Here is an 11933-nt window from a genome sequence, read left to right on the forward strand (position 1 = left end):
TCGTTATTTTATCATCAATTATTGATTGCCCCATCCTCACCATACTTGGTTCCTCACTATGCTCAGTGCCCAGGCAACGGCATAAAAAAAACCGCAATTAAATTAATCAGGTCTCATGTATTATAAACTTCTTTACACAGGCTTAGCGTATTGATCCTGACCAGATGGCATTTGCAAAATGGCCTACATCTCATTTACGCTTTGTGATATTGAAGCGTTAAGTTTAAAATAGTGAAACCCGAATTTAACTGCGGTAAACTCGTTGTTTTTTAAGCTCTATAAGATAAGAACGTTATCGGTTAAAAAATGTCGTTAACATGCCATCCAGTTCATTCACGGCCCTTACAATCCCTACTTCATCTGCGTTGGATTTTCCTTCAGCTTTCAGCATTCCGGTGGCATAATGAAGCACACACATGGATAATAAGTCCTGCTTGTCTCTTACTGCATAGTTTTCTTGAAATTCTTTAATCCTATCGTTAATCAATTTTGCCGCTCGCCGGATAACCTCTTCTTCCTCCATATCCACCCGCAATGGGTAAATCCGATCCGCGATGTTTATTTTTATGGAAATCTCTCCCATGTTTGAGCTAATTCACTATATGCCACTCACCTATCACTTACCTGAGTAATGCGATACACTTATCTATTTCTCGCACAAAATCGTTAATTTTTTGTTTTGTGTCAAGTATTTTTTCATTTATTCCCACTTTGCCAACTTCCATTTCTTCGAGAGAACGAGCCACGGCCAACGCTTTGACCTTCTCTTCCAGTTGTTTGTTCTTATCGCTACTGGTGTCCAAAGCAACTTTCAACGCCTGCAATTCCAACTTCAACATGTCATTCTCTTGCTGCAAAGATACACATAAATCCAACAATTTATGCGTCTTATCTACTACATTGGCCAATTGTACCGCTACCGATGACATATTAAAACTTACGACGACCTATAACTTACGACTTATAACTTACTTCACTTCCTCACTTCCGCTCCTGTTTCTTTCTCAAAGTTATAAATTAATTTTTTAACTATTGTATCAATTTGTTTATCGTTAAGGGTTTTCTCCTCATCTTGCAAGATAAAATAGAGTGCATAAGATTTTTTACCTGCCGGCAGTTTATCCCCTTTGTACACATCAAAAATACGCACGCTTTTCAGCAACTTACGTTCTGTCTTCTCAGCGATACCCTTCAAGGTTTCGAAGGTCACCCCGTCATCCAGCAGTAACGAAAGATCCCGTCGCACTGCGGGGAACTTGGATACCTCCTGGTAAGTAATTTTATTTTTCCTAATGGCTTTAAGAATTAATTCCCAGTTGAAATCGGCATAAAACACCGCTGCGTTTACATCGGCTTTCTGCAAATAGGCCGGACTTACAGCGCCGAATGAAACGAGCGTCTTCCCCGCCCTTTCATAGGCCAATCCATATTGGTAATGGGTATCCTGCGTATCCACCACGTGCAACCCCGTGATGTTCAGCCGCCGGAGAATGCCATCCACGCTTGCTTTCATATCATAGAAAGATACCGGCTTTGCGATATGGTTCCATTGTTCGGGCCATTGTTTGCCCGTAATTGCCAACGCCAGGTGTGGGCTTTCTACAAAGCCATCCCCAGCGGTGTGATAGGTATGGCCGAATTCAAAAAGCTTCAAATCGTGGAGTTTACGTTTTTCATTATAGGAAATGGCTTCCAGTGCAGAAAACAGGAGGTTTTGCCGCAAGGTATCTAAATCAGCACTCCGGGGATTCAGTAGGCGGACAGCCGAAGCCGGATCATCCATATAGTCCATCTTCGTCAATGAATTGGACAAGATCTCACGGTAGCCGTTGCCGATAAGCAAATCGGCTACCTGATTTTGTACCACTTCTTTATCCGGTTTGGGCGAGGTATTGAGCGAAGCCTTGATTTGCCGCTTAATTTCGATGTTGTTGTATCCATAGATACGGAGCACCTCTTCTATGATGTCCACTTCACGGGTCACATCCACCTTATAGGGAGGTACCTGCACCCTGATCACCCCTCCGGCCTCATGCAGCACGGTGATACCCAGCGCCTCGATGATGGCCTTTATCTCCACCTCCGGAATGGCCTTCCCGATGAGGCGTTGTACCTGCGTGTACCTGACCTCGAAAACAAAAGGCGGAATGGGCGAAGGATAGACATCGGATACCGGACCGGAAATCCGTCCCCCGGCTACTGCAGTGATAAGCAATGCTGCTCTTTTCAGCGCCAACACCGTGATGTCCGGATCTGTACCCCGTTCGAACCGAAACGAAGCATCGGTCTTCAAACCATGCCGCTTTGACGTTTTGCGCACGGACACAGCATTAAAATAGGCGCTTTCCAGAAAAATGTTCGTCGTATTTTCCGTCACGCCCGAATGGATGCCGCCAAACACACCGGCAATGCACAAAGGCTTATCGGCATCGCAGATCATCAGATCTTCAGCATGCAGTGTACGGGTTACCCCGTCCAAGGTCACGAATGATTCGCCAGCTTTTGCATGGCGTACCACCACCTTATTTCCAGACAATCGACTTGCATCAAATGCATGCAGCGGTTGCCCGAGTTCATGCAATACGTAGTTTGTCACGTCCACCACATTGTTGATCGGACGCACACCAATGGCTTGCAGGCGTTCTTTGAGCCATTCGGGCGATTCGCCGACCCGTACGCCATGGATACTGACCGAACTATAACGCGGACAGGCATCCTTATCTTCCACCTCAACGGGCAACGCTTCAGTACTGTTATCTTCAACGAACGCAGTAATAGCTGGCAGGCGGTATTCGCTCCGCAAAAAAGCGGCAATGTCACGGGCCACCCCCAGGTGCGATGCGGCATCAGCCCGGTTTGGCGTGAGACCGATTTCAAAAACATAATCGTCCTGTATATCGAAATACGCCTTAGCGGCCATGCCTATCGGTGCATCATCCGGAAGCACCATAATACCTTCATGCGAAGATCCCAGGCCAATTTCGTCCTCCGCACAGATCATTCCTTCAGACACTTCGCCGCGGATTTTGGATTTATTAATCATGAACGGTTCACCGGCGATGGGATGAACGGTAGTACCTACTGTCGCAACCACAACCCGCTGACCGACCGCTACGTTTGGTGCCCCACACACAATGTGCAACGGTACCTCCCCCTTCACATCTACGGTCGTAACCCGTAGACGATCCGCATTAGGATGCTGCTCGCAAGTTTTCACTTCGCCAATAACCAAACCTTCAAGTCCGCCCGGTATGCGTTGCACCATTTCCAATGCTTCCACTTCAAGCCCGATGTTCGTAAGAATATCGGAAAGTTGTGACGGCGTCTTAGCTGTTTGTACAAAATCCTTAAGCCAATTGTATGATATCTTCATCCTAAATCTGGAATTTGTGCAAACTTAGATTTTTTTTCTTGTTTCTCAAATACGGTTATCGAACACCCCCCATCGCCATTTACCCACCGCTTAAAGCTGCCCGCTATCCCTGAAGCTATAATAGCCTGCATTGGTAAAAATCACATGATCATTGATGGAATAGTCTAGGTATTTGGCTGCTTCCTGTAGTTTAGTGGTCAGTTGCATATCCATGGTGCTGGGCTTGATGGTCCCTGATGGATGATTATGGGTAAGGACGATGCCTGTGGCTTGGTACTCCAAGGCTAAGCGCAATACCTGTTTAATATCTACGGGGGTAAAATCATTACCGCCTTTGCCAATGAGCTGCTTGGCAATGAGCTTGCAACCGCCGCCCAAATACAACACCCAGAACTCTTCATAAGGTAAGTCTTTATAAATGTGCTCCATGTATTCATGCACACGCCTACTGTTGTTGAGTACTGGGCGTTCTTTTTCTTTACGTGTTTTTCGTCGCCTACCCAGCTCCAATGCCGCCACAATGCTGATGGCCTTTGCTTCGCCAATCCCCTTATAGCGGCACAGCTCGGATACCGAAAGCCGCGACAGCTTGTTTAAATCATTACCCCGATCATGCAGGATACGCCTGCAAAGTTCTACGGCTGATTCCGTTCTCGATCCACTGCCGATAAGGATGGCCAACAATTCGGCATCGGCAAGTGCCCGTCGTCCTTGTTCCAATAGTTTTTCGCGTGGCCGGTCCCCTTCCGCCCACTCTTTGATGGTGATCCGTGATAAGTTATCCATAGTTGCGATGTGTTAAGGTTGCCCTACTGCAATCAAAGATATGAAATCTATTTTGGTTTATAAATTTTTTTGCTATTTTTTTTAGTTATATTTTCAGCATCGGACTTCGGAATCCGACTCCTCAACTTCCCAACTAAAATACTATCTTTGTAGTCCAATTTTTAATATCAAAAATGAGTAAAGCAATTATTAAGACTGAAAAGGGTGATCTGACGGTACAATTTTACGATGCGGATGCACCGGGCACGGTAGCCAACTTTTTAAAATTGGCCAAATCAGGTTATTATGACGGAGTGGCTTTTCACCGTGTGATACCTGACTTTGTCATCCAAGGAGGCGATCCTACAGGTACGGGCGCTGGCGGCCCCGGCTATTCCATCAAATGCGAGCTCGATGGTGGCAATCAATACCACGATAGGGGCGTATTATCCATGGCTCACCGTGGCCGTGATACCGGAGGCTCCCAATTCTTCATCTGCCACAGCCGCACCAATACCGCTCACCTTGACGGCCATCACACCTGCTTTGGCAAGGTTACCGTAAATGTGGATGTGATAGATGATATCCGACAGGGCGACAAAATTTTGGGAATTGATATTATTGAAGAATAAATAGCAAAATGAATCTAAGAGCACTCGTAGCGGTCACTGGAAGGCCCGGATTATTCAAACTGATTGGGCAAAACAAAAGCGGCTTTATATTAGAAAGTCTTGACGAGCAAAAGATAAAATCGGTGGTCAATCTGGCTACGACCAAGCTGGCCACCCTTGAAGACATCACTATCTTTGGCAACGAAGAGGAATTGAAGCTCGTTGATATTCTTGATCGGATGAAAGAACAGGGCAATGTGCCCGACGCTAAGGCTGATGGAAAAACCTTGCGCCAATTTTTCAGGGAAGTAGCCCCGGCACACGATGAAGAACGTGTTTATGCTTCGGACATTAAAAAGATCATCACCTGGTATCATATTATTAAGGGACTTCCTTTATTCCATGAAGAAGCTTCCCAGCCGGCAGGCCACGATACCGAACAGCGTGTTCAGCAACCATAACGCCCCATACCCCCTTATGCCTGAAAAATCATCCGGCATAAGGGGGTGTTTACCACACCGCTTTAAACCGTCAAACTATCACGTCCTGGCGATATTTGAAAAACTCCATCATGTGGTCAAATTTTGCAAGCGCTGCCTCAAGTTCTTCTTTTTTAACAGGTTTAAGTAAGTAACCAAGGCTGTTTTTGAGGGCAAACGCTTTAAGAGCGTATTCTTCGTGGGATGTCAAGAAAATAACAGGACATTTAACGGAAGTCTGGTCAAAGATATCGAAGCTCTGGCCGTCAGCCAACCCAATATCCATAATAATAAGATCTGGCGCTGCTGCATGTTCAGTAAGCCATTCCACGGAGGATGCAACACTATCTTTAATGCCGATTATTTGCGCATTAGGCTTCAACCTACGCAGTTGCTGCGATACCATATACACCGCCAATTGTTCATCCTCAATGATTAGTATATTCATTAGCCGCTCTTTTTAATAGCCAATAAATTGCCCGCAATTCGCTTCGTACTTCTTCATTACCCAGTACCAGCAGCTGCATATCGTCGGCAAGGAGTAAGTATAAAAAAAAATAAGATAACACTAACCTCGGCGAATAACAAGTCGCCGCGAAAAAGCAATAAAACCCATTAAATAATCGAACCTCGGTAGACGAATCGAATACGTTAAATTCTGGATTGCAAAGATAGTATATAAAGGCCAACTGTACAATAGTCAATCAACCGTTGCACAGTTGGCCTTTATAATAGGTTACTTTAAGCGAATAATTGGTAATAAGATAAATAAACCGACTTGTCCGTTGCCTCCTATAGCAATCCCGCCTGTCCGCCGAAACGGTAGCGCAGGCCCAGCTCGTGTGTCGTGTTGCTGATGCGCCGGTTCAATGGCTCACTGCCCGGGTTGAACTGGTAACTGTACCCAACACCCAGCGGACCCAGGTTGAGCTGGGCCATCCCCGCAACCTCCCCGTAGCTCCTGACGTTCAGCCCCAGGCCGAAGGCCCTCTTCGCCAGTACCAGCACAGAACCCTCCGCCTGCGGGCGGAGGCTCTCCGCATACGTCACCAGCAGCCCCGGCCTGAGGTGGAAGTCCGGGCCCAAGGGGAACAGCGCACCCGCTGTCAGGTGGTACACGTTGCGGAAGTTGTATCGGCTCCCGTCCCCCACCCCCAGGCTCCCCAGCATCAGCCGTGGGAGCGACAGCCCCACGTAGTACCGCTCCGGACGGTACAGCATCACCCCGAAGCCCACCAGCGCATCCGTCTCCCGGACGTCGTCACGGAAGGCCGGATCCTGCGGATCCAGCCCCGAGAAACGGCCGTCCAGGTAGCTCACCCCCGCGTTCAGCGACACCCCCACGTATTCCGTCTCCGATATCCGTACAGACTTGGCGAAAAACGCCGAGGCCTCCGTCAGCTTCTCCACCGCAAGGCTCTCGTGCCGGATGTTCACCCCCGCCGTGGCACCCATCCTTTCAAAGCCCACATGCCCGCTACCCCACATCACCGTGGGCGCCCCGTCCAGCCCCGCCCACTGCCGCCGCCCGATAAACGACACCTCCCCCTGCGGCACCAGCAAACTCGCCGCAGGGTTCAGGGCCGTCCGTGATTGCCCATATTGTGTCGGTGTCAATGCCTGCTGCCCGTGGGCAGTCAGCACAACCAACGCTAAATTTAGTATTGATAACAGTTTTTTCATGTCTAATATCTAGTGTCTCTCGTCTAATGTCTATTGTCTCTCGTCTCCCACCTAATACCTCACCACCAAATATCCCTTATGGTATTCCACCCTTCCATCCACCCGCACTTCCACGACGTAGAAGTATGTCCCCACGGGCACCCGTTGCTGTCCGGCACCGATGCCCCGGAATGCTACCCGGTCATTGTCATAGCCCTCCGCCTCATACACGATGGTGCCGTTGCGGTTGAATACGGTCACCCTATTCTCGGGGTAATCCCGTATCCCTTCTATCATCAGGAACTCGTTTATCCCGTCGCCGTTCGGCGAGACCGCCTGATGGACACGCACCGGGAAACTCGCCGTGGGGTCCACCACCCGCACGGTCACGGTCACCGCTTGGGCGGCCTCGTAATTACCGTCGCCGGCTTGCGTGGCCGTCACGCGCACCGTCCCCAGCCGGTGGATGTGCAATATGCTGCCCTCGATGGTGGCCACCTGCGTATCATCAACAGACAAGGTCACCGGAAGACCACTGCTCGCGGGTGCCTCCAATTGGATGCTTCCCGCATCCCGGTTGGCCTCGGAAGGTGCCTCCAATGTAATGGCCTGGCTTGCTTTCGCTATCCGCAACGTGCCATCCCTGTAAGCAAAGGTGTAGTTCGGTGACTCACCGCCACCTACATATATAGCATAATCACCGACATTGCTCTCCGCCGTAGCTTCCGTAGTGGCCACTGGTACGGAAGCCAATGCAGTGACATCGTCCATATTCACAAATCCGCTGCACAAGATTTCAAATACGGGATTGTCCATCCCATAAGATCGGGTGGCATCGGCTATAGATACCCTCAAAGGAGCTTTGCCAATGCGCAGTGTACGGGTCACGGGAACTGCAGCAACATATTCCAGATTGCCGACCTGACTTGCCGTCACAGCTACTTCACCGGCACCATGAATGTGGAGCATATTGCCGTTTTCAATGCTGGCGATAGCCGTCGGACGGCCGTCCACAGTTGTGACCGTATAAGTCACCGGCAGTCCGCTGCTTATTGCTGCCCAAAGTTCCACCGGTCCATCACCATAGGTTACATCGGCCAGCTCACGGAAGCTGATCGCCTGCGGCCAGCGACCTGCCGGACCTGAATTAGCCCCTCTGGGCGTGACACCCCCCAGTATTCCGCTGAAGGAGCCGGTACCCATCGCGTTTATCGCAGCCACCCGAAAGGTATAGGTACGGTCGTTAAAAAGGTCAATCACTACCGCATTCGTCGCCGCGGATGCGGCGTGATCGACCCTGGTCCAGGTCTGCCCATCGTCATCCGAATATTCGATGATGTAATCCGTTACCGAAGGAAATCCTTCTGCTGGAGCCTCCCAACTCAAATCGACTCGCTTATCGCCCGCTATAGCAGAAAGTCCGGCAGGTATCCCCGGCAAACCGCCTATCGTGAAGCTGAGGGATGTCTCGTTTCCCGCAGCGTCCGTTACAATCAAATCATACGCTCCACCCACTGTAATCTGTGTGCCGGAAGCGTAAGGTATGCCGTTCAATTTTGCCTCGCCTTCATTAAATACAGGGGTCACCGCGCTATCATATATCTCACCGTCTTCGACTTCCGTCACCACCGGAGCCGTTTTATCTATTACGAACCGAATCGTTTCCTCATTGCCCGCGACATCGGTCACCACCAGTCTATATTCTCCTTCATCGGAAATAGCATCTCCCCAATGGTAAGGCTCATCATTAAGCGTGGCCACCCCTTCGTTGAAGGAAATCATCACGTCAGCATTATAGGAGCCCCCATCCTGAACGCCCAATACCACAGGCCTGGTCTTATCAATACTGAAAGTCACCGCCGTTTCGTTACCCGCTGCATCCACAACCAATAACGTATGATCGCCCTCAGCCACAATTGCTTCGCCCCGTTCGTACGGTTCTCCATTCAGGGTAGCAGTCGTGTTTTCTTCAAATAAAGGCGTCACATCGGTACGATATATTCCGCCATCCGACACACCTGTCACTCCCGGTGGGGTCTTGTCAAATTGCACACTGCTTTCATCCGTAGTACCCGTGACATCAGGCGCCTCATCGCCCAGCAGATCAACAATCCCGCTAATCGTAAAACCAATCGTCCCCTCTGGGTCTGCTACCTGGAATACGTAAGCAGCTTCCCATTGCAGGCCATCACTACCAACAGCCTCCACATCAGCCGTGTTGCCACCCACGCTCACTGCGGGCCTTTCGATAGGTTTGTTGGCCATAAAGGTGATCGTCACCTTATCGCCCACCTTCGCCCAGGCAGGGATTTCATTGTCTGATGCAATGGATACGTGCGTCAATACAGGTCCAGTACGGTTGACAACGATATCCGTTGCCAGTTCACCGCAATATGCAAGCTGTACCGCATCGCCGCCGTCTTGATAGCTGATGTTTCCGTCGGCTATACTGATCATGCCGTCGTCTACCAAACCATCGCTATCGACATCTTCATCCTGTATGACATAGCTGAACAGTACATCTTGCCCGTCTTCAGCCGTACCGGCATACAATGCCTGCCTCTCGTCGTCACCTATCGTCAATGTAATATAGGATGTGCCCGTCACGGTAATTGGCTTGAAAAAACGAACGGTAAAGACAAGTTCGTCATCTGCCCTGTAGTTTTTACCTTCGGGATATATCATCCTCGGCGATGGGATATCCTGAAATTCATAGGCACCCAAGTCTATAGCACTGTGCTGCAAGCGTGCATTGCCAGCCAAATCCACCGCCGTCGACAGCCCCTCCAAGCCACCAGGGTATTTTGTGTTGTCTCCCGCTTCAATTACAAGTGCGCATCCATGGAGCCGATAATCCCCTCCAGCAACAGCACCGCCCACCGTTGCCGCCACCGGATTGACAAATAGGTCGGCAACACGACCTGTAAAACGTGTCCCATTGATGGTATTATGGCCATTCAAACCCTCAATTAAATTATGGCTGCTTGCCCCGCTGATGGTTCCCCTGAAATTGTTGCTGCCATTTCCCCAAACGATGCTATTGTACAGTTCAATGGACGATGAGCCGAAATTTATAATGCCACCTATACCGCGGTTATCGGCGATGTTGCCACTGATTGTTACGTTGGTCAGTACCGGTATCGACCCCATGTCATTGGCTAAGCCTCCCCCTTCCACTATTGCCACGTTCCCGCTGATAACCACATTAGTAAGCGTCGGTGAAGAGTTATCGTTGTTGTACATCCCGCCGCCCAATGCAGCCTCATTCCCGCTGATCACCACATTCGTTAATGTAGGGGAAGAAGAAAAGTGGTTCGCGATGCCACCGCCCATAGCATCCGCTGCATTCCCGCTAATCAAGAGGTTGGTCAATGTCGGCGAAGCATAGCTATTGTGTATGCCTCCACCACCCCATGACCCCGTGTTATTCCCTTCGGTAAGGGTAAAGCCATCGAGTATGGCAGTGACTGTTAGCGGATCGGACACATAATAGTCGTTGTTGACTACGGGCGACTCATTACCGCCAGACAGTATGGTCACGTTGGTTCGCCAATCGCGTTCATCAAGGCTATTTTCGTCGCCAACAAATCCGCCATAGACGGCCACGTCATTTTTCAGGGTAAAACCGCCCTCGTCTCCTGTTCCCGGAGCACGGTAAGTCCCCGCCGCCACCCATACTTGATTACCTACCCGCGCTGCGTCAATCATGGCTTGCAAATCGCCACTGGCATTGCCCCAGTCCGAGCCATCACCCGTGCCTCCCGGTTTGACGTAATAAACGGTCGCTACAGTCGGTTCCTCCACACGTTCTTCCATACTTTCGTATGCCCCGAGATCGATGATCCCACCTTCAGCCAACTGATAGACCCGTGGATTACCCGCTGCATCTACCGCTGTCTCCAATGCGCCCGGATAGTGTTCGTTGTTGCCCAAATCAATAGCCGGGCTCGATGCCTTTAGCCGGTAGTCCCCGCCCAAAACCGGCGTATAGGCGGCCGCGGGCTGATAATCTACGAAAAGCGAAGCACCGTCGCCCATATATTCCTCCCCATTGATTTGGTTGTGCCCGGGCAAGCGTTCGATGAGATTATCGCTGCTAACCGCATCGACCTGCGGGGTGTAATGCAACCAGTCATCGGAATTTCCCCAGATAAGGCTGTTGAATATTTTCGGAAGGGAAGATCCGTCCGTATACAAGCCACCGCCGCCAGTCATGTAAGGTGCCGCGTTGCCCGCAATAGTTACATTGATAAAGGTCGGCGAAGAATTAACCAGGTAAAGTCCTCCGCCGAAGCTCTCCGCATCATTGCCACTGATCACCACATTGATAAGCTGCGGTGAAGAGTCGTCGCACATAATCCCCCCGCCGAAGTAGGCTGTATTCCCACTGACGACGACCGCGGTCAACACCGGGGATGACCCACTATAATTAGCGATTCCGCCGCCATTCGAAAACGCCGCATTATCTTTGATGATGAGATTATTAAGTGTTGGAGATGCATGGCTATTGTATATTCCACCGCCATGATATACCGGATATTCCGAGTATCCCTTCGTGATGATAAATCCATCGAGGATAGCCGTAGCCAGTAGCGGTGCCTCCTCGGAGAAACTATTATTAATCACAATTTTTTCACCGTTGCCTGACAGGATGGTCTCGTTGTTTTTCCAATCGCGCTCATCAAAGCTGGCTTCCGTGCCGGTGAAGCCGCCGTAAATCGCGACATTGTTTTTCATGACAAAACCGCCAGCCTCAAACATAGCGCCCGGCGCGATGTAAGTGCCTTCGGCAACCCAGATTTCGCCTCCGCCCAGCGCTTCCAGTTCATCGATCATTGCTTGCAGGTCGCTGTTGGCCGTCGCCCAGGTAAGCCCATCGGCACCCGTGCCGCCTCCATTTTCCATGGTCTTTATATACCGGATAGCCGGCGGGACAAGCATTGTTGCACCAGCATTTAAGATCCCAAAAAGCAGAAAACAGGTAATAAGGTAGCGGTGTTTCATTTTCAAAAAGCAGATTTAGTGTTTGCTAAAAAATACCCT

9 protein-coding genes are annotated in these 11933 nt (G+C 50.0%); 2 read left to right on the forward strand and 7 right to left on the reverse strand.

All coding sequences use genetic code 11. The features are described from left to right. Window positions 1-292 precede the first annotated feature (292 nt). From BMW65_RS21165 to radC, 4 genes are all read right to left on the reverse strand, one after another. A complete protein-coding gene (locus BMW65_RS21165) occupies window positions 293-583 on the reverse strand; it encodes a cell division protein ZapA (RefSeq protein WP_090608670.1) in 291 nt (96 codons plus the stop codon). 37 nt (window positions 584-620) lie between these two features. Then, window positions 621-929, reverse strand: a complete 309-nt coding sequence (locus BMW65_RS21170) for a hypothetical protein (RefSeq protein ID WP_090608672.1) — start codon at window positions 927-929, stop codon at window positions 621-623. Window positions 930-973: 44 nt separating this feature from the next. Then, window positions 974-3373 carry a phenylalanine--tRNA ligase subunit beta gene (gene pheT / locus BMW65_RS21175; protein ID WP_090608674.1) on the reverse strand — a complete coding sequence of 800 codons (2400 nt, stop codon included), beginning with the start codon at window positions 3371-3373 and terminating at the stop codon, window positions 974-976. A gap of 90 nt (window positions 3374-3463) precedes the next feature. Beyond that, the gene (radC, locus tag BMW65_RS21180) at window positions 3464-4159 is read right to left on the reverse strand and encodes a RadC family protein (protein WP_090608676.1); all 696 of its coding nucleotides are present in this window, start codon (window positions 4157-4159) and stop codon (window positions 3464-3466) included. Window positions 4160-4332: 173 nt separating this feature from the next. Between radC and BMW65_RS21185 the strand changes: the two genes are divergently transcribed. Together BMW65_RS21185 and BMW65_RS21190 are read left to right on the forward strand one after the other, a co-directional pair. Beyond that, complete coding sequence (locus BMW65_RS21185) at window positions 4333-4770, forward strand: peptidylprolyl isomerase (RefSeq protein WP_090608678.1); 438 nt, start codon at window positions 4333-4335, stop codon at window positions 4768-4770. An 8-nt stretch (window positions 4771-4778) separates the two neighbouring features. Beyond that, entirely contained in the window at window positions 4779-5210 is a 432-nt protein-coding gene (locus BMW65_RS21190) for a DUF5606 family protein (protein ID WP_090608680.1), read from the forward strand. A 70-nt stretch (window positions 5211-5280) separates the two neighbouring features. On the opposite strand, the gene BMW65_RS21195 is transcribed toward BMW65_RS21190, so the two are convergent. From BMW65_RS21195 to BMW65_RS21205, 3 genes are all read right to left on the reverse strand, one after another. Beyond that, window positions 5281-5676 (reverse strand): LytR/AlgR family response regulator transcription factor, encoded by a 396-nt coding sequence (locus tag BMW65_RS21195; protein WP_090608682.1) that lies wholly within the window; start codon window positions 5674-5676, stop codon window positions 5281-5283. A gap of 344 nt (window positions 5677-6020) precedes the next feature. Continuing rightward, entirely contained in the window at window positions 6021-6911 is an 891-nt protein-coding gene (locus BMW65_RS21200; protein WP_090608685.1) for a PorP/SprF family type IX secretion system membrane protein, read from the reverse strand. Between the two features lie 51 nt (window positions 6912-6962). After that, window positions 6963-11894 carry a T9SS type B sorting domain-containing protein gene (locus BMW65_RS21205; protein ID WP_090608687.1) on the reverse strand — a complete coding sequence of 1644 codons (4932 nt, stop codon included), beginning with the start codon at window positions 11892-11894 and terminating at the stop codon, window positions 6963-6965. Window positions 11895-11933 lie beyond the last annotated feature (39 nt).

The sequence above is a fragment of the Parapedobacter koreensis genome (genome assembly GCF_900109365.1).
Classification (GTDB): Bacteria; Bacteroidota; Bacteroidia; order Sphingobacteriales; family Sphingobacteriaceae; genus Parapedobacter; species Parapedobacter koreensis.

What these genes read in the sequence shown, in the direction of transcription:
- BMW65_RS21200 (WP_090608685.1), bottom strand. Translation starts at nt 6,911, where the DNA reads ATGAAAAAACTGTTATCAATACTAAATTTAGCGTTGGTTGTGCTGACT.
- BMW65_RS21195 (WP_090608682.1), bottom strand. Translation starts at nt 5,676, where the DNA reads ATGAATATACTAATCATTGAGGATGAACAATTGGCGGTGTATATGGTA.
- BMW65_RS21185 (WP_090608678.1), top strand. Translation starts at nt 4,333, where the DNA reads ATGAGTAAAGCAATTATTAAGACTGAAAAGGGTGATCTGACGGTACAA.
- radC (WP_090608676.1), bottom strand. Translation starts at nt 4,159, where the DNA reads ATGGATAACTTATCACGGATCACCATCAAAGAGTGGGCGGAAGGGGAC.
- BMW65_RS21190 (WP_090608680.1), top strand. Translation starts at nt 4,779, where the DNA reads ATGAATCTAAGAGCACTCGTAGCGGTCACTGGAAGGCCCGGATTATTC.
- BMW65_RS21205 (WP_090608687.1), bottom strand. Translation starts at nt 11,894, where the DNA reads ATGAAACACCGCTACCTTATTACCTGTTTTCTGCTTTTTGGGATCTTA.
- BMW65_RS21165 (WP_090608670.1), bottom strand. Translation starts at nt 583, where the DNA reads ATGGGAGAGATTTCCATAAAAATAAACATCGCGGATCGGATTTACCCA.
- BMW65_RS21170 (WP_090608672.1), bottom strand. Translation starts at nt 929, where the DNA reads ATGTCATCGGTAGCGGTACAATTGGCCAATGTAGTAGATAAGACGCAT.
- pheT (WP_090608674.1), bottom strand. Translation starts at nt 3,373, where the DNA reads ATGAAGATATCATACAATTGGCTTAAGGATTTTGTACAAACAGCTAAG.